The sequence below is a fragment of the Pseudomonas sp. LBUM1641 genome (assembly GCF_059716235.1).
In genome coordinates this window covers 3,421,801-3,439,251 of the sequence record NZ_CP166815.1, presented here as the reverse complement: position 1 = coordinate 3,439,251, position 17,451 = coordinate 3,421,801, and the positions used below count along the sequence as shown (strand labels likewise).

The following is a 17,451-nucleotide window of genomic DNA, read 5'->3' as shown; positions in this document are numbered from 1 at the left end:
GCACAGGTCAATCCTTGAAAGGAGATTGGCCTATGAACATGCGCATTGTTGCCCGCTTGATCAACTTGCCCGAAGACCGTGGCGTTCGTGTTGAAACCGCCGCCCACAAGCTCCTGCTGGTGCGTTCGGGTAGTCAGGTGCGGGCCTATCAGGCGGAGTGTCCCCACGCCGGGGCGCCTTTGGAGCAAGGCGTAATCTGTGACGGGAGGATCATTTGCCCGTGGCACAAGGCGGCTTTCCGGGTAGATGACGGCCAGGTCTGCGAGCCGCCCGCATTGGTGCAGCTCACGCAGTACCCGGTGGAGATTCACGATGGCGTGGTCAGTGTGGGCGACAAAGCGCTGCCCTCTTCATCCGCCCCACAAGCCAATGATTCCCGCTGCTTTATCGTGATTGGCGCCGGCGCAGCCGGTTCGGCGGCCGTCGCCACCCTGCGCCGCGAGGGCTTCAGCGGCCGCCTGCTGTGGATCGATCAGGAGCAAAATCCTGCCTACGACCGCACCGCCTTGAGCAAATTCGTCATCGCAGGCGAGATGCCGCCCGACGAAACCCCACCGTTGCTGGATGAAGCCAGCTACCCCGACATCCAGATCCACGGCGAAGTCCAAAACCTTGACCCTCACGCCAAATGCCTCCAACTCGTAGACGGTCGCCGCTTCGACTATGACGCGGCGCTGCTGGCCACCGGTGGCCAGGCCAAACCACTGGATATCCCAGGAGCCGTACTGAATAACGTCTTTGTGCTGCGCTCGCGGGATGACGCGGCGCGCATCGTTGAGGCTGCGCAACCGGGCAAATGCGCGGTGATCATCGGCGACAGCTTTATTGGCCTGGAGGCCGCTTCAGCGTTACGCAAACGCGGCTTGACGGTCCAGGTGGTGGGCCGTCACGAGATTCCGCTCGCAGCGCAACTGGGCAAGCGCATTGGCGCCTCACTGCGCCAGTTGCATGAAGCCAACGGCGTGATATTCCACAGCGCCAGCGAGCCCGAGCGTCTGGAAGGACACGGGGACGTGACGACAGTGGTGCTGAAAAACGGCCACAGACTGGCCGCAGACCTCGTACTGATGGGCGTCGGCGTAACACCCGCCACCGGGTTCGTACACGGACTGGAAACCGCCGATGACCAATCGTTGAAAGCAGACGCGAGTTTGCGCGTCGCGCCAGGTTTATGGGCGGCCGGTGACATGGTGACCTTCCCATGGAACGACCACCCGGCGCGAATCGAACACTGGCGCGTGGCGCAGCAACTCGGGGTGCTGGCGGCGCGCAACATGCTGGGAGCCGAGCAGGCGTTTGCCGATGTGCCGTTCTTCTGGACCTATCACTTCAGCAAGACCTTCGAGCTGCTGGGCCATCCCCGCCACTGGAACCAACTCCACGTGGAAGGTGACCTACAGCACCACCACTTCATCGCCCTGCTCTGCCGTGGCGATGAAGTGGAAGCAGTGATTGCCTGTGAACATCAGCGGGCGATGGCGCTGCTCTCGCAACACATGAAGCACCCGCTGAAAAAGGCCGAGGTGCTTGAGCTGATCCGCGGGCTCTAACGGGCCTTGCGGGTGCCGAGGTGGATCCAGGTCGGCGCATGGTCGCTGGCATGGGGCTCGTTGCGCACCCACGCATCCACCCCGGCGCCTTTCAGATAAGGCTTGAGCGCCGGATTGAGCAGCAAGTGGTCAATTCGTAGGCCGGCGTTTTTCTGCCAGTGCTGGCGGAAATAATCCCAGAAGGTATAAACCCGCTCATCGGGATACAGATGGCGCAAGGCGTCCGTCCAGCCTTGCTCCAGCAGGCGCTGGTAACAGTCACGAGTTTGCGGTTGCAGCAATGCGTCCTTGAGCCAGGAGCGCGGGTTGTAGATATCGAGGTCGGTGGGCACCACATTGAAATCCCCGGCCAGCAACACCGGGTGTTCACTGGACTGCAGGTGCCTGGCGTAGTCGATCAGCCGTTCAAACCACGCCAGCTTGTAGTCGAATTTCGGCCCCGGCTGGGGGTTTCCGTTGGGCAGGTACAGGCAGCCCACCAGAATGCCGTGCACGGCGGCTTCGAGGTAGCGGCTTTGATGGTCGGCGTCATCGCCGGGCAAACCCCGGCGGCTTTCCAGCGGTTGCGCGTCGCGGGCCAGAATCGCCACGCCGTTCCACGAGGCCTGGCCCAGGCACAACGCACCGTAGCCGGCGGCGTCAAAGTCGTTGAAGGGAAACAGGCTGTCGGGCGCCTTGAGTTCTTGCAGGCAGACAATGTCGGGCTGTTCCCGCGCCAGCCATTCCAGCAGATTGGGCAGGCGGGCGCGGATGCCATTGATGTTGAAGGTCGCGATCTTCAGCGCTTTCATGGGAAGGGTCCTTCCAGGGCTCTTGGAGTAGAGCCCGGAAGGTGTTCGGTCGTTCCGTTTTCAGGCGCGATTGACCTCAGTAGCCCAACGACAACCCGGTATTGCGCCGTGGGTCGTTGGCCCCATAAAAACGGTTATTGCCGACCGGCTTGCCGTCCAGGGACGGTGCGCCCACCAGGATCGCCGCCAGGTGGTTCGCATCCTGCGGGCCGGCAAACTTGTGGCCCCAGCCTTCGAGGATTTTCTGGGTGTCGGGACTCAGGGCAAAGCGCTCGATATTGGTCGCCTCAGGCAGCCATTGCTGGTGGAAACGCGGGGCGTCCACGGCTTCCTGAATGTTCATCTTGTAGTCGATCACATTGAGGATGGTCAGCAAGGTGGCCGTGATGATACGGCTGCCCCCCGGCGTACCCACCACCATCACCGCTTTGCCGTCCTTGGTGACGATGGTCGGGCTCATGGACGACAGCGGCGTCTTGCCCGGCGCGATGGCATTGGCTTCGCCCTGGACCAGGCCGTACATGTTAGGCACGCCGATCTTGGAGGTGAAGTCGTCCATTTCGTCGTTGAGGATCACCCCGGTCTTGCTCGCCATTACACCGGCGCCGAACCAGTCATTGAGGGTGTAGGTGACCGAGACGGCATTGCCCCACTTGTCGACGATGGAGTAGTGGGTGGTGTTATTGCCTTCGTGGGGCGAAACCCCGGGCTTGATGTCTTGGGAGATCCCGGCTTTCTGCGGGTCGATGGCGGCGCGCAGTTTGGCGGCGTAGTCCTTGTCCAGCAGGTGCTCAACCGGGTTCTGCACGAAGTCCGGGTCGCCGAGGTAGCTGTTGCGGTCGACGTAGGCGTGGCGCATGGCCTCGATCTGGTAGTGCAAGCCTTGAGCTGAATGATAGCCGAGGTCGGCCATCGGGTAGCCTTCGAGGATGTTCATGATCTCGCAGATCACCACGCCGCCGGAGCTCGGTGGTGGCGCGGAGACCACGTGGTAGCCACGGTAGTCACACTCGATGGGCGCCAGTTCGCGGGTCTTGTATTTGTCCAGGTCGGCCTGAGTGATGATGCCTTTGCCCGACTGGCTGGAATCGACAATCGCCTTGGCTACCCAGCCTTTGTAGAAGCCGTCGGTGCCCTTGGCGGAGATTTCCCGCAGGGTTTTCGCCAGGTCTTTCTGCACCAGTTTCTGGCCCACCAGCATCGGCTCGCCACCGTGGAGGAAGATGCCACGCAGGTCTTTGTCTTTCTTGAATTCGTCGGTGGCAGTGTGCAGCAGGTCAATATCGCCCTGCTCCAGGGCAAAACCGTCTTCGGCCAGCTTGATCGCCGGGGCGATCACCTGGGCGCGCTTGAGGGTGCCGTATTTGCTCAACGCCAATTCCATGCCCGACACGGTGCCGGGTACGCCGACGGCCAGGTGACCCTTGGAGCTGAGGTCGGGGACGACGTTGCCGTCCTTGTCCAGGTACATGTCGGCAGTCGCCGCCAGCGGTGCTTTTTCGCGGAAGTCGAGGAAGGTCTTGCGCCCGTCGGCCAGTTGCACGGTCATGAAGCCGCCGCCGCCCAGGTTGCCAGCCGCCGGGTACACCACGGCCAGGGCGTAACCCACCGCCACCGCCGCATCCACGGCATTGCCACCGGCCTTGAGCACGTCCACGCCCACATGGGTAGCGAGGTGCTGAGCCGTGACCACCATGCCATTTTCGCCAGCCACCGGGGCCTGGGAGGCCGCCTGTACACCGCTGACGGTCAGCACCAACGCGGTGGCAATCAACGTTCGGGTAAACGGTTGGTATTTCATCCCTGCATACTCTGTTTATTAGAAGAACTAGAAAGTAATACGTTTCCGATCCAAGCCCCAGCGTTATGCCGCATTTGTGACAGAGCCTGTCGGTAACGGAATAATGCCCATGCTATATTCCGGGCCTTTACGCCGCGCAGCAGAGGCTTTTCGATGGTGATCAAGAAGACCGGTATCCGCGCCCAGCAAGCCGACCAGACCCGCGCGCGGATTCTCCAGGCGGCGGTCAAGGTCTTCACCCGCGACGGCTATTCCGGCGGGCGCGTCGAGAGCATCTCGCGGGAGGCCGACTCCAACGACCGCATGCTGTATTACTACTTCGGCAGCAAAGAGCACCTGTTTGTGTGTGTGCTGGAGCACACCTATGAACAGTTCAACAAGGCCGAAAGCAAACTCAAGCTCGACCTGACTGCACCGGTGCAAGCGTTGCAGGCGCTGGTGGGGTTTATCTGGAATTACTACGTCAAGCATCCCGAGTTTGTGGCGATCCTGAGTATCGAGAACCTGCACAAGGGCAAGCACGCGAAGCAGTCGGGTGAGCTGCGGCGGTTGTCCGGGGAGGCGGTTGGGGTGTTGCGGCCGATCATTGAGGCGGGCCAGGCGCAGGGGCTGTTTCGCGAGGATGTGGACATCAAGCATGTGTACTTGATGATTGCTTCGTTGTGCTACTTCTATAACTCCAACCAGCACACGCTGAGTTCGTTTTTGGGGGAGGATTTGGCGGATAAGACACAGCAGCGGGATTGGCTGGGGTTTATCAGTGATCTGGTATTGCGTGGGGTATGCCTGACACCGCCTGTCCAACGGTAGAACCCGGATCTCAATGTGGGAGCGGGCTTGCTCGCGAATGCGGTGTATCAGTCAATGCATTTGGCGACTGACGAACCGCTTTCGCGAGCAAGCCCGCTCCCACATTTTTGCCCGCGTGAATCAATGGGTACCTGGGTTGGCTCTTAGGTGAGCGACCTTTTGCTCCAAGCGGTTCCATTGCGGTGCATTGGGTGCGAAGCGCCCGCGTAGGTAGGCGGCCAATTCTGCCACTTGGGTATTGGACAGACTGTCCTTGAACGCCGGCATGTAACCCAGGTCCTTGGTCGCCGGGGTGCTGATCCCTTGCAAAATCACCTTGATCAGATTGTCCGGTTGATCACTGTGCACATTGGTATTAGTCGCCAGTGACGGGCTGACTCCGAACAGTTTCGGCCCCTGCCCGTCGGCATGGCAGGCTTTGCACGAACCTTCAAATACCCTTCTCCCATTGGCATTGGGCACCGTCGCGGCCGCCACCACTTGCGCTTCGGCCGCCGCGCTGTCATTCAGCGAGGCCAGGTACACCGCCATCGCGCGGATGTCGGTCTTGGGCAGCTTCGCCAGCTCAGTCACCACCGGCCCCATCGGCCCTGTCGCGACGCCGTGGACATCGGAATAACCGGTGCTCAGATAGGTAAACAATTGGTCCTCGGTCCACGGCGTCGGCGCCTTGGACAAGCCATTCAACGCCGGCGCTTCCCAACCATCCACCCTGCCGCCCGCGAGGAACGCTTTACCGCCCTTCTCCGCCCCCATCAGGTTGCGCGGCGAGTGGCACGCCGCGCAGTGCCCCAACCCGTTGACCAGATAGGCGCCGCGGTTCCATTGCTCGCTTCTTTGCGGTTGCACGCTGATTTCCCCTCGGCGCAAAAACAGTGCATTCCAGCCGGCCATCAACGGCCGGATATTGAACGGAAACTTCATCGCATTCGGCACCGGCGCCTGGCTCACTGGCGCCTGGGACATCAGGTAGGCGTACAGCGCCTGCATGTCCGCATCGTTGATGTTGCGAAACGCGGTATAGGGAAACGCCGGGTACAGGTTGCGCCCGTCGCGGCTGATGCCGTCGCGCATCGCCCGCTCAAACGCCGGGTAGGACCAGCTGCCAATCCCGGTCTTTTCATCCGGGGTGATGTTGCTGCTGTAGAGCGTGCCGAACGGCGTGTGCATGGCCAGCCCGCCGGCATTGGCGGCGCCACCCGGCGCCGTGTGGCACACCGCGCAATCCCCTACGGCCGCGAGCAAACGCCCGCGCTCCAGGGTGGCCTTGGACCAGGTGCCGGCGCTGGGCGGCGCGATCGGCGCGATTTCGCTGTGAAACGGCCACGCGGTGGCGGCCATGCCCAGTACCGCGCCAAACGCTGCGAACAATGAACCGAACAACCATTTGCGGCGCTTCTCCGGGGACTTCGCCGGCTCACCCAGCGTGCCGGCATTCAGCGCAGCCAGCACGCGCTCGGGGGTAATCGGCAGCTCGCGAAAACGAATGCCGGTGGCGTCGTAGATCGCATTGGCGATCGCCGCCGCGCTGGGTACCGAGGCGGACTCCCCGGCGCCCATCGGCGGCTGGTCCTGGCGCGGCATCATCAGTACGTCGATCTGCGGCACTTCAGGGAAGGTCAGGATTGGATAACCGCCCCACTCCTTGCTCGCCACGGTGGACTCTTCGAAGGTCACGCGCTCCTTGAGCACACGGCTGGTGGACTGGATCACATTGCCGTGGATCTGATGCTGCACCCCCGCCGGGTTGATCATCATCCCCGAGTCATGCCCGATCACCACGCGGGTTACCGAGACATCGCCGGTCTGCTTGTCGATGGCCACATCCGCCACCCAGGCCGCCCACGCCGCGCCGAAGCCGGGAAACTTGCTGTGGATATAGCGCGCGTAGGCAAAGCCCCGGCCTCGCAGCAGGTGGTCTTCGTTGGCGGTTTGCATCGGCGCGGTGCGCGGTGCCCAGTTGGCCCGCTCGGCGGTGGATTTCACCAGGTCGATGGCGCGCTCATCCTTCAGATAACGCAGGCGGTATTCCACCGGGTCGACCCCGGCAGCAAACGCCAGTTCGTCGATATAGGATTCATGGGCGAAGGTGTTGGGCAACGCCGACACGCCGCGCATCCACGAGGCGCGCACGATCGGCGCCATGTCGTTGATGGTGACGCGCATGTTCTCGATGTCGTAGGGCGGGATTGAGGTGCGGTCGCCCATTTCGAACATCGCCGCCACCGGCTCGACCCGGCCGGTCAGCAGCAGCGCCAGGGTGGGCGCGCCGTTGGACGGGTAGCTGGTTTCAAAGTCATAGGCGGCGATGCTGCCGTCGGCGTTCAGGCCGCCGTCGACATCCATCAATTGCGCGGTGCCTTTGGGCTCCCACAGGTGTTCCTGTTCGCGGGTCAGTTGCACCCGCACCGGCTTGCCCACGGCGCGGGACAACAGCAACGCGTCGGCGCATACATCGTCGGCGCAATTGCGGCCGTAGCAGCCGGCCGCCTCCATGCGGATCACGTCGATGGATGCTTCCGGGCACTCCAGCAACCACGCAAGATCAGCTCGCAGCAGGTGCGGGTTCTGGCTGCCGGACCAGACCCGGCTGACCCCGGGCTGATAATCCGCCACGCCGCAGGACGGGCCGATGGAGCCGTGCATCTGGTACGGCCACAGGTAGGTGCGCGGCATGCGCTGGCTGGCGGCGGCCAGGGCTTCGTCGACGTGGCCTTGGTCGAGCACGGTTCGGCGTACCCGTGGGTTGTCACGAATCGCTTGTTCCACATCGCTCATGTCCGGCAGTTGGTTATTCCAGGGTTTCCAGTGAACCCGCAGTTCCTGGGCAGCCTTGATCGCCTGCTCTTCACGCAAGGCCACCACACCAACAAAATCGCGAATCACCACCACGGCAACAATGCCCGGGATATGGGCAATGGATGATTCGTCTACGTTCAGCAGGCTATTGCCGACAAAATCACCGCAATCCAGCCCCGCATAAGGTGGGCGGATTACCCGGCCGTGGAGCATGTCCGGCACGCGCATGTCGTGAACGTAAGTCAGTTCGCCGGTGGCTTTGCCGGGGATATCCACCCGGGCTGCGCCTTTGCCCACCAGGCGGTAATCGGCGGTGGCTTTAAGCGGTGCATCGCCGCTGATGCGCAGTTCGTCATGCTCGCCCGTGACCAGTTCGCCATAGGTGGTGGTGCGTCCGTCCTCGGCGCTAATCACGCCCGCGTCGACCTTCAGGCTCTGTGCATTGACCGACCAACGTTGCGCCGCCCGCATCAGCAGGAAACGCCGGGCTTCGGCGGCGGCATTGCGCAACGGGATCGCGGAGATCTGCAAGGTTGCGCTGGCGATGGTCGCGCCCTGGTTCGGCGCCCGTTCGGTGTCGCCCAGCACCATGCGCACCTGTTCCATGGCCAGGTCCAGTTCCTCGGCGACGATTTGCGCCAAGGAGGTGCGAATGCCGGTGCCCAGGTCTACATGCCCGTTGAAGGCGTACACCAGCCCGTCATCGTTCACCGCGATAAACAGCCCCAGTTCCTTGGGCTTGACCGTCGGTGTGCCGCCCTTGGCCACCGGCCCCGAGGGCGGCAGCACGTCGTCGACGATCAGCAGGACGCCGGCCTTGGCCAGCCATTGGTCGCGGGAAGGGATTGTGTCAGTCATGGTCATCGATCCACGTTCAAGGCGTTTGGCGGGCGGCACGCAGCACCGCGCGGAGGATTTCGATATGGGTGCCGCAGCGGCAGAGGTTGCCCGACAGTTCGCTGCGCACCTCGGCTTCGCTGGGGTTGGGATTGCGGTCGAGCAAGGCCTTGGCGGTCATGATCATGCCGTTGAGGCAGTAGCCGCACTGCGCGGCCTGCTCGTCGATAAAGGCCTGTTGCACCGGGTGCGGGGTTTCGCGGGTGCCGAGGCCTTCGAGGGTGACGATGTCGCGGCCCACCGCGCCCGACAGTGGGAAGACGCAGGAGCGTGCAGCCACACCGTCGATGATTACCGTGCAGGCGCCGCACTCCCCAAGGCCGCAGCCGTATTTGGGGCCGTTGAGTCGCAGGTCATTGCGCAGGATCAGCAATAGCGGAGTGTCGGCCATTGCGCTGACTTCGCGGGTGTGGCCGTTGACCTCAAGCGTTACCGTGATGTGCTGGCTGATCATTCGCTTCGCCCGTTGGGTTTGGTGAAGTGCCCACTACATCAAACAGTCAAAAAAAAGCGTCGCGTAGCTGGGGTCTCGCGACACACTTGACTGGTGAAGTGGTTACTACATCAAAGTAGAGCAAAAACGGTGCCAGCCTATCGGGGACAACCCAATTTCGCCGTAGCAGCTGTCGAGCCCCAGCGAGGCTGCGTGGCGGCCGACGCGGGTTTGTGCCTGGCTCGATAACGGCGGTGCGGCCGACGCAGCCTCGCTGGGGCTCGACAGCTGCTACGGGGGGGAGTCAGGGGGTTTGGGGGTCGTCGATCATTTTGCGTAGCAGGAATAGTACGGCGACGCGTTCGGCGGGGTTGAGGTTGCTCAGGGTCAGTTCGGTGATGGTGGCGGCGCAAGGTACGGTTTGCTGCACCAGGGCGGCGCCGGAGTCGGACAGGTTGACCACGACTTTGCGTTTGTCCTGGGGGTCGGGTTCGAGGGTGATGAGTTCGCGGGCCTTGAGGCGTTCGACGATGCCGCGGATGGTCGCCTGGTCGACGGCGGTGGCCTTGACGAGTTCGGTGAGCGAGCTTGCACCGTGATCGCGCAGGGCGCACAGGGTGACGAACTGCACGGCGGTGAGCTGGGAGTCGCCGACGTTCTGCTGGAAGATCGCCAGGTGGCGCTGGTAGGCCTTGCGCAACAGGTGGCCGACTTGCTCGGAGAAAACGTAGGAATCAGGCACGGCGGGCTCGGGGAGGCGGTGGTTGATGGGGTGGCATCTTACATCTGTAGGAGCGAGCTTGCTCGCGAAGGTCGTCAACGATGACACGGGGGGTCTGGTTTCCCTCGGTGTCCTTGAGTTTTTCGCGAACAAGCTCGCTCCTACAGGTGGAGGTGTCAGGGGGCCAGGGAGGCCTTGGGGGCTACGACGTCGCCGGCGATGACGACGGCTTGGTCATCGAGGTAGACGTCGCAATTGCGCAGCGGGATGTCCATGTGGCACGGGGTTTTGCGGGTGCCGCCGACTTCGGTGTTCGGGCCGGTGGAGAACAGGAAGTTGCCGTAGAACGCCCGGGCGTCCATGCACATGCCGTCGTTCTTGTCGTGCAGGCCCATGGCGGTCCATTGCGCCCGTGGCTGCAGGCCCCAGCCGATGTGGGAGATGCCATAAACCTCAGGGTCGTTGAAGTATTTCATGTAGTCGCGCAGGTATTCGGCTTCGAAACCGCCATGGATTTTGGTGATGAAGCCCTTCTCGATTTCCAGGGTGATTTTCTCGCGGGTGTAGGTCTTGAACGGCAGCAGGATGTCGCCGATATCCAGCACCAGCACGCCTTCGGCGGTTTCTTCGTTGGGCCAGGAGAACAGGAAGCCGCTGGGCCAGTGATCCCAGCGTCCCGGTTCGTCGGCAAAGCCGTATTCGGTGACGGACGGGTATTGCCCCAGCGCTGCACGAAAATCACTGCCGGCGCGGGATTTGACGTGGATCGAGCGGGCCTTTTTCAGCAGTTCTTCAGCGGCCAGCACGCGCACTTTGTCTTCCTCGGTCGGCAGCATGCGCGCCAGTACTTCCGGGGGTTCTACCGCCAGCAGGATGCGTGTGCCGGTCTTGAGGATCTGTTCCTGCTCCGGCGAGTGCAACAGCATCATGGTGTCGACGATCAGGTCCGCCGCCTCCAGTGCCCGCTGGGCTGCGATGTTGCCGGTCAGCGCGGTGTCGCCGCAGTAGGCGGTCATGTCATTGCCCATCGCCCGGGGATGGTTGAACGACGGTAATTCCACCGCATACACCTTGGCCCCCAGGCGCTGCGCCGCATCCATCGCCGCGCGCACGGTGCGCGGGTCGGAGTAATGGCTCTTGAGCACGGCAACGCTCTGGGTCGGGTCGACCTTAGAGAGCTTCAACACGTGCTCAAACATCTGGGTCAGTTCGCAATCACTTACCGGCATTTCCTGTCTCCTCAGCTGCTGCACCAAGATCTTGCAGTGCGCTTCACTCTAGTGCGTTTTTATAGCGTATACGCCAATTAATCACGATAAGAACTGATTTTAGGATGGACTGCAAGCGCCACGCCAAAACGTTACAAATCCACACAAACCCAATGTTATATGGCGACACTCGGTTACAGGGGATCGATCTGGCCAAAAAAACAATTTTTCAAGCGCGGGCTTTTCATTTGAAAAAATGAGCGTATACACTTTAAAAACCTTGCGGACTGACGCCGCCGGCCATCATTCGAAAAAGAGGACCACGCCCCATGGGAAGCACACAAAAAATCGCAATCGTCGGCGCCGGCCTTGGCGGTGCCGCCGCTGCCACCCTGCTGCAACAGGCAGGGTTCGACGTGGACATCTACGAGCAGGCGCCGGAGTTTTCCCGTCTCGGTGCCGGGATCCACATGGGCCCCAACATCATGAAAATCTTTCGGCGCATGGGCATTGAAAAGCAGCTGGACCTGATGGGCTCTCACCCCGAGCATTGGTTCAGCCGCGACGGTGAAACCGGCGACTACCTGTCCCGCATTCCCCTGACCGGCTACGGCGCGTCCTACATCACCGTGCACCGCGGCGACCTGCACGCGCTGCAGATGTCCACCCTCAAGCCCGGCACCCTGCACTTCAACAAACGCCTGGAAACCCTCGAGGAAACCGACACCCAGGTACGCCTGACCTTCGCCGACGGCGAGGTGACCTACGCCGACATCGTGATCGGTGCCGACGGCATCAACTCGCGTATTCGTGAAGAGCTGCTGGGCGCGGAAAAGCCGCTGTACAGCGGCTGGGTCGCCCACCGCGCGCTGATCCGGGGCGATCAACTGGCCAAGTACGACCTGAAGTTTGAAGACTGCATCAAGTGGTGGACCGAGGACCGGCACATGATGGTTTACTACACCACCGGCAGGCGCGACGAGTACTACTACGTCACCGGCGTGCCGCACCCGGAATGGGACTTCCAGGGCGCCTTCGTCGACAGCAGTCGCGAAGAGATGTTCGACGCCTTCAAGGGCTACCACCCCACCGTCCAGGCCCTGATCGAATCCACCGAAAGCGTGACCAAATGGCCGTTGCGCAACCGCAACCCGCTGCCGCTGTGGAGCCGCGGCCGCCTGGTATTGCTGGGCGATGCCTGCCACCCGATGAAGCCGCACATGGCCCAGGGCGCCGGCATGGCCATCGAAGACGCAGCGATGCTCACACGCTGCCTGCAGGAAACCGGCATCAGCGACTATCGCACCGCCTTCGAACTGTATGAAGCCAACCGCAAGGAACGCGCGTCCCGGGTACAGGCCGTGTCCAACGCCAACACCTGGCTGCGCACCCAGGAAGATCCGGACTGGGTCTACGGCTATGACCTCTACGCCCAGCAGCTGAAGTCGGGGGTGGCCGCGTGAGCAGCTTTCTCTACGGTGGCAACGTCCAGGCCAACGGTATTCGCCAGCATTACCTGCGTTATGGCGGCAAAGGCCCGGCGCTGATCCTGATTCCCGGCATCACCAGCCCGGCGATTACCTGGGGTTTTGTTGCGGAACGCCTGGGCCTGCATTTCGATACTTATGTGCTGGATGTGCGCGGGCGTGGCCTGTCGTCCACCGGCCCGGAACTGGACTACAGCGCCGACACCTGCGCCGATGATATCGGCGCCTTTGCCGACGCCCTCAAGCTCGAGAGCTATCACCTGGTAGGCCACTCCATGGGCGCGCGGTTTGCGGTGCGCAGTGCGGTGCGCCATCCACAGGGCGTCAACCGTGTGGTGCTGATCGACCCGCCGGTGTCCGGCCCGGGTCGCCGGGAATACCCGAGCAAGCTGCCGTGGTACGTCGATTCGATTCGTCAGTCCCTGGTCGGCATGGATGCGGAGGCGATGCGCGCCTTCTGCGCCACCTGGACCGACGAACAACTGCAACTGCGCGCCGAATGGCTGCACACCTGTTACGAGCCGGCCATCGTTCGCGCCTTCAACGACTTCCACACCGTCGACTTCCATCAGGACCTGCCGCACCTGGAGGCCCCTGCCCTGTTAATTGTTGCCGGACGCGGCGGTGTAATTCAGGCCGAAGATGTCGCGCAAGTCCGACAGTTACAGCCAACCCTACAGGTCGCCCATGTGCCAAATGCAGGACACATGATTCCCTGGGACGACCTTGAAGGCTTTTTCGCTGCCTTCGGCGACTTCCTCGGCCAGCCCCTGACTGCATAACGGAGACCATCATGCTCAAGCCTTACCGTATCGGCCAGATCGTGCCGAGTTCCAACACCACCATGGAAACCGAGATCCCGGCGATGCTCAACGCGCGCCAGGCGATCCGCCCGGAACGTTTCACCTTTCACTCCAGCCGCATGCGCATGAAGCAAGTGCGCAAGGAAGAACTGGCGGCGATGGACGGCGAGTCCGACCGTTGCGCCATCGAGCTGTCCGACGCCAAGGTCGACGTGCTGGGCTACGCCTGCCTGGTGGCGATCATGGCCATGGGGCTGGGTTACCACCGTAAATCCGAGCAACGCCTGCGCAAGGCCACTGCCGACAACGACGCCAACGCCCCGGTGATCACCAGTGCCGGAGCCCTGATCGAAGGCCTAAACGTCATGGGCGCCAAGCGCATCGCCATCGTCGCGCCGTACATGAAACCGCTGACCGAACTGGTGGTGAACTACATTCGCGAAGAAGGCTTTGAAGTGGTGGACTGGCGCGCCCTGGAGATCCCCGACAACCTCGAAGTGGCCCGCCACGACCCGGCCAACCTGCCGGCCATCGTTGCCGGGATGAACCTGGAAGGCGTCGACGTGATCGTGCTGTCGGCCTGCGTGCAAATGCAGTCGTTGCCGGTGGTGGCCAAGGTCGAAGCACAAACCGGCCTGCCGGTACTCACCGCCGCCATCGCCACCACCTACGCCATGCTCAAGGCCCTGGACCTGGAACCCATCGTCCCCGGCGCCGGCGCCCTACTCTCCGGCGCCTACTAAAAACGCTTTTGTGGCGAGGGAGCTTGCTCCCGCTGGGGTGCGAAGCGCCCCCAAAAAATAGGCCTGCTACGCAGTCCAATGGGAGCAAGCTCCCTCGCCACAAGGTATGTGCACTGTCCATTACCGAGGACTGATAGATGACCGAACAATCCGCCGACGCCAACTACCAGGGCGTCTGGGGCAACCGAATCGGCTTCGGCAAAAAATCCGCCCTGCTGATGATCGACTTCATGCAAGGCTATACCACCGAAGGCGCGCCGCTGTTTGCCCCCGAAGTGCGCATCGCCGTGGCCGAAAGCATCGAACTGCTGGCCTGCGCCAGGCGTCACGGGATTAGCGTGGTGCACACCAATATCCGTTACCATCCCGGCCATTTCGCCGACGGCGGTATTTGGGTAAAAAAGGCCCCGGTGATGAAAGACATGGTCGAAGGCAACCCCATGGCAGCCTTCTGCCCCGAAGTCCTGCCCCTGGCCAATGAAGTGGTGATCACCAAACAATACGCCAGCGCGTTTTTCGGCAGCAGCCTGGCCCCGATGCTGCACGCCCAGGGCATCGACACCGTGGTGCTCGCCGGCTGCTCCACCAGCGGCTGCATCCGCGCCACCGCAGTCGATGCAGTGCAACATGGCTTTCGTACCATCGTCGTGCGCGAATGCGTCGGCGACCGTCACCCGGCGCCCCATGAAGCCAACTTGTTTGATATCGACAGCAAGTACGGCGACGTGGTCAGCAAGCAGGAGGCGATGAACAAGTTCAAGGAGCAATAACGTTTCTTTAAGAACCGCGCCACAGAGCGCGGTCTTGCACTCTTCTGACACTGCCTTTGGACGTCGCTTTCTCAGCACTCCGAAGTGCTGAAAAAAAAGCGGCTGTATAAAAACCATAAGTCACCGCCAGGAGACACCCCAATGCCCATTGCGAATGCAGCGCCCGCGACTACGGTCGCCGATCCGGTCAACACGCTCTACCACAAGATCACCTGGAAGCTGATTCCGTTCCTGTGTTTCTGCTACCTGGCAGCCTACCTGGACCGCATCAATATCGGCTTTGCCAAACTGCAGATGCTCGACCAGTTGCACTTCAGCGAAACCGCGTTCGGCCTCGGCGCCGGGCTGTTTTTTGTCGGCTATATCCTCTTCGAAGTCCCGAGCAACCTGATCCTGGAAAAGGTCGGTGCGAAGATCTGGATCGCCCGCATCATGATCACCTGGGGCCTGCTCTCGGCCTGCACCATGCTGGTCACCTCCACCACCCAGTTCTACATCCTGCGATTCCTGCTGGGCGCCGCCGAAGCCGGGTTCCTGCCGGGCGTCCTGTATTACCTGACCACCTGGTTTCCCACCCATCGCCGAGGGCGAATCATCGCCCTGTTCATGATCGGCCTGCCGCTGTCCAGCGTGATCGGCGGCCCATTGTCCGGTTGGATCATGAGCCATTTCGACAACACGGGCGGCCTGCGTGGCTGGCAGTGGCTGTTCCTGATCGAGGCGGTGCCCAGCGTGCTGCTCGGTATCTGGACCTTCTGGGCACTGCCCAACTCCTACCAGCAAGCCAAATGGCTGTCGCCGGAAGAAAAGACCCTGCTGGAAAGCGAGCTGCGCAAAGACGACGCCGACGGTGCCGACAGCAAGCACAGCTTCCGTGATGGTTTCTTCAACCTCAAGGTGTGGATGCTCGGCGGTATCGACTTCTCGATCCTGCTCAGCGCCTACGCCATGGGCTTCTGGATGCCGACGTTCATCCGCAACGCGGGTATCACCGACACCTTCCACATCGGCATCCTCACCGCCTTGCCCAGCGTGGCCGCACTGTTGGGCATGCTGCTGATCGGCGCCAGCTCCGACAAACACCGCGAACGCCGCTGGCACATCATCGTGCCGTTTTTCATCGGCGCGGCGGCGATGGCCGCCAGCACCTTCTTCACCCATAACGTGGTCGCCACCGTGGCCCTGTTTGCGATTGCCTCGGCGGCGATCATAGGTGCGGTGCCGGTGTTTTTCAGCCTGCCGGCGACCTTTCTCAAAGGCACCGCAGCCGCCACCGGGTTCGCCCTGGCCTGCTCGCTGGCGAACATCGCAGGCCTGGTGAGCAACTCGTTGATGGGGGTGGCGATTGACGTCACTGGCAGTAGCGCAGGCGCCTTGTGGTTTTTCGCCGGCTGCCTGATTCTCAGCAGCTTCCTGGTCATCGCCTTGCCGGCGAAACTGGTGAACCGTTAATAACAACAATTCCTGGGGTGAGTCTCCATGCAAGGTTTCATCAAGCGCTGTGCCCTGCTTGTCGCCGTCGGCCTGTGTGCCGGTACGGCGCAGGCCGCAGAAAAGGTCATCTTCGACACCGACTTCAACGTGCTCAACGATGACGGCCAGGCCTTTATCATGCTTGCCCAGCTACATGGGCAAAAACGCATCGACCTGCTGGGCATGACCCTGGTCAGCGGCAATGCCTGGGTCGACCAGGAACAGGTGGATGCCCTCAAGGCCGTGGAACGCATGGGCGTGGAAAAGGAAATCGGCGTCTACTCCGGCGCCGCCTACCCGCTGCTGCATGACTACGCCACCTATGAGGCGGAAAAATCCCTGTTCGGCTCCGGCTGGCCGGGTGCGTTCAAGAACCCGCGCCCAACGAATGCATCACAACTGGTAGCACCACCGGATGGCCTGGCGACCCACACCAAGCTGCGCAAAGAAACCGCCGCCCAGTTCATCGTCGACAGCGTGCGGGCCAGCCCCCACGAGGTGACGATTCTGGCGGTCGGCCCACTGACCAACATTGCCCTGGCGATTCGCTCGGCACCGGACATCGTGCCGTTGATCAAGCGCATCGTGTACATGGGCGGTGCCCTGGAGATTCCGGGCAACACCACGCCGGCGGCGGAGTTCAACTGGTGGTTCGACCCGGAGGCTGCGAAGATCGTGTTGCGCTCGCCGATCGAACACGTGATTTTCCCCAACGATGTCTGTGAGAAAGTCACCTTCGACAAGTCGGTGTACCAGCGGGTGATTGCCCACAAAGGCGCGATTGCCGAGCTGTACAAGCACGAGTTCGGCCCACTGTTCGACAAAGATCCCGCCTACCACAGCTTCACCTGGGACAGTCTGCCGGCGCTGTTTCTCGTGAGCCCCGAGATCGTCACCGAATCCCGTGAACTGTGGGTGGACGTAGACACCACCTTCGGCGCCGATTACGGCCGGGCACTGGGCTACAAAAAAGGTGCACCCGTGGGCACGCAGAAGGCCAAGGTGGTGTTTGCCGTGGACCAGAAGAAGTTCTGGGATGGCTACGTCAACCTCGTGACCTTGCCGACGCCCGTGAAGACGCCCCACTAACCCCGCCACCCCACGCAACAAGGTCGTCGAGGCTTTGTTGCGCGCCGCCTCGCAACACCCGGTCACCCTTCATCTG

The 17,451-nt window shown here is 62.1% G+C and carries 14 protein-coding genes; 8 read left to right on the top strand and 6 right to left on the bottom strand.

Features of this window, described 5'->3' with window-relative positions:
* Positions 1-32: 32 nt before the first annotated feature.
* Positions 33-1,550 (top strand): FAD-dependent oxidoreductase, encoded by a 1,518-nt coding sequence (locus ACA046_RS15710; protein WP_497676981.1) that lies wholly within the window; start codon positions 33-35, stop codon positions 1,548-1,550.
* Here the strand turns inward: ACA046_RS15710 and xth are convergent.
* The gene (gene xth / locus ACA046_RS15705) at positions 1,547-2,341 is read right to left on the bottom strand and encodes an exodeoxyribonuclease III (RefSeq protein ID WP_497676980.1); all 795 of its coding nucleotides are present in this window, start codon (positions 2,339-2,341) and stop codon (positions 1,547-1,549) included. The two genes, ACA046_RS15710 and xth, sit on opposite strands and share 4 nt — an antisense overlap.
* Before the next feature lie 76 nt (positions 2,342-2,417).
* Entirely contained in the window at positions 2,418-4,142 is a 1,725-nt protein-coding gene (ggt, locus tag ACA046_RS15700) for a gamma-glutamyltransferase (RefSeq protein ID WP_102605003.1), read from the bottom strand.
* A gap of 153 nt (positions 4,143-4,295) precedes the next feature.
* Here ggt and ACA046_RS15695 point away from each other — a divergent pair, with 153 nt between their 5' ends.
* Positions 4,296-4,952 carry a TetR/AcrR family transcriptional regulator gene (locus tag ACA046_RS15695; protein WP_167664221.1) on the top strand — a complete coding sequence of 219 codons (657 nt, stop codon included), beginning with the start codon at positions 4,296-4,298 and terminating at the stop codon, positions 4,950-4,952.
* Between the two features lie 120 nt (positions 4,953-5,072).
* Here the strand turns inward: ACA046_RS15695 and ACA046_RS15690 are convergent, their stop codons facing one another.
* From ACA046_RS15690 to ACA046_RS15675, 4 genes are all read right to left on the bottom strand, one after another.
* On the bottom strand, positions 5,073-8,609 hold the full coding sequence (locus ACA046_RS15690) for a molybdopterin cofactor-binding domain-containing protein (RefSeq protein ID WP_497676979.1): 3,537 nt from the start codon (positions 8,607-8,609) through the stop codon (positions 5,073-5,075).
* 16 nt (positions 8,610-8,625) lie between these two features.
* Positions 8,626-9,102 (bottom strand): (2Fe-2S)-binding protein, encoded by a 477-nt coding sequence (locus tag ACA046_RS15685; protein WP_459021130.1) that lies wholly within the window; start codon positions 9,100-9,102, stop codon positions 8,626-8,628.
* A gap of 283 nt (positions 9,103-9,385) precedes the next feature.
* Positions 9,386-9,823 (bottom strand): MarR family winged helix-turn-helix transcriptional regulator, encoded by a 438-nt coding sequence (locus ACA046_RS15680; protein WP_063029853.1) that lies wholly within the window; start codon positions 9,821-9,823, stop codon positions 9,386-9,388.
* 155 nt (positions 9,824-9,978) lie between these two features.
* Positions 9,979-11,031: a 2,5-dihydroxypyridine 5,6-dioxygenase gene (locus ACA046_RS15675; RefSeq protein WP_076013601.1), complete on the bottom strand. Its 1,053-nt coding sequence runs from the start codon at positions 11,029-11,031 to the stop codon at positions 9,979-9,981.
* A gap of 308 nt (positions 11,032-11,339) precedes the next feature.
* Here ACA046_RS15675 and ACA046_RS15670 point away from each other — a divergent pair, with 308 nt between their 5' ends.
* From ACA046_RS15670 to ACA046_RS15645, 6 genes are all read left to right on the top strand, one after another.
* Complete coding sequence (locus ACA046_RS15670; protein WP_459021132.1) at positions 11,340-12,473, top strand: FAD-dependent monooxygenase; 1,134 nt, start codon at positions 11,340-11,342, stop codon at positions 12,471-12,473.
* On the top strand, positions 12,470-13,279 hold the full coding sequence (locus tag ACA046_RS15665) for an alpha/beta fold hydrolase (protein WP_497676978.1): 810 nt from the start codon (positions 12,470-12,472) through the stop codon (positions 13,277-13,279). Before ACA046_RS15670 ends, ACA046_RS15665 begins: the two co-directional genes overlap by 4 nt.
* Positions 13,280-13,290: 11 nt before the next feature.
* The gene (locus tag ACA046_RS15660; RefSeq protein WP_459021136.1) at positions 13,291-14,043 is read left to right on the top strand and encodes a maleate cis-trans isomerase family protein; all 753 of its coding nucleotides are present in this window, start codon (positions 13,291-13,293) and stop codon (positions 14,041-14,043) included.
* Between the two features lie 137 nt (positions 14,044-14,180).
* Positions 14,181-14,813, top strand: coding sequence for an N-carbamoylsarcosine amidohydrolase (locus ACA046_RS15655; protein ID WP_459021138.1), 633 nt, complete (start codon positions 14,181-14,183; stop codon positions 14,811-14,813).
* Positions 14,814-14,954: 141 nt separating this feature from the next.
* Complete coding sequence (locus ACA046_RS15650; RefSeq protein ID WP_459021140.1) at positions 14,955-16,265, top strand: MFS transporter; 1,311 nt, start codon at positions 14,955-14,957, stop codon at positions 16,263-16,265.
* 27 nt (positions 16,266-16,292) lie between these two features.
* Positions 16,293-17,375 carry a nucleoside hydrolase gene (locus ACA046_RS15645; RefSeq protein WP_497676977.1) on the top strand — a complete coding sequence of 361 codons (1,083 nt, stop codon included), beginning with the start codon at positions 16,293-16,295 and terminating at the stop codon, positions 17,373-17,375.
* Positions 17,376-17,451 lie beyond the last annotated feature (76 nt).

Bases quoted from the DNA above. Each gene is read 5' to 3' on its own strand.
- ACA046_RS15710 (WP_497676981.1), top strand. From the start codon at position 33: ATGAACATGCGCATTGTTGCCCGCTTGATCAACTTGCCCGAAGACCGT.
- xth (WP_497676980.1), bottom strand. From the start codon at position 2,341: ATGAAAGCGCTGAAGATCGCGACCTTCAACATCAATGGCATCCGCGCC.
- ggt (WP_102605003.1), bottom strand. From the start codon at position 4,142: ATGAAATACCAACCGTTTACCCGAACGTTGATTGCCACCGCGTTGGTG.
- ACA046_RS15695 (WP_167664221.1), top strand. From the start codon at position 4,296: ATGGTGATCAAGAAGACCGGTATCCGCGCCCAGCAAGCCGACCAGACC.
- ACA046_RS15690 (WP_497676979.1), bottom strand. From the start codon at position 8,609: ATGACTGACACAATCCCTTCCCGCGACCAATGGCTGGCCAAGGCCGGC.
- ACA046_RS15685 (WP_459021130.1), bottom strand. From the start codon at position 9,102: ATGATCAGCCAGCACATCACGGTAACGCTTGAGGTCAACGGCCACACC.
- ACA046_RS15675 (WP_076013601.1), bottom strand. From the start codon at position 11,031: ATGCCGGTAAGTGATTGCGAACTGACCCAGATGTTTGAGCACGTGTTG.
- ACA046_RS15670 (WP_459021132.1), top strand. From the start codon at position 11,340: ATGGGAAGCACACAAAAAATCGCAATCGTCGGCGCCGGCCTTGGCGGT.
- ACA046_RS15660 (WP_459021136.1), top strand. From the start codon at position 13,291: ATGCTCAAGCCTTACCGTATCGGCCAGATCGTGCCGAGTTCCAACACC.
- ACA046_RS15655 (WP_459021138.1), top strand. From the start codon at position 14,181: ATGACCGAACAATCCGCCGACGCCAACTACCAGGGCGTCTGGGGCAAC.
- ACA046_RS15650 (WP_459021140.1), top strand. From the start codon at position 14,955: ATGCCCATTGCGAATGCAGCGCCCGCGACTACGGTCGCCGATCCGGTC.
- ACA046_RS15645 (WP_497676977.1), top strand. From the start codon at position 16,293: ATGCAAGGTTTCATCAAGCGCTGTGCCCTGCTTGTCGCCGTCGGCCTG.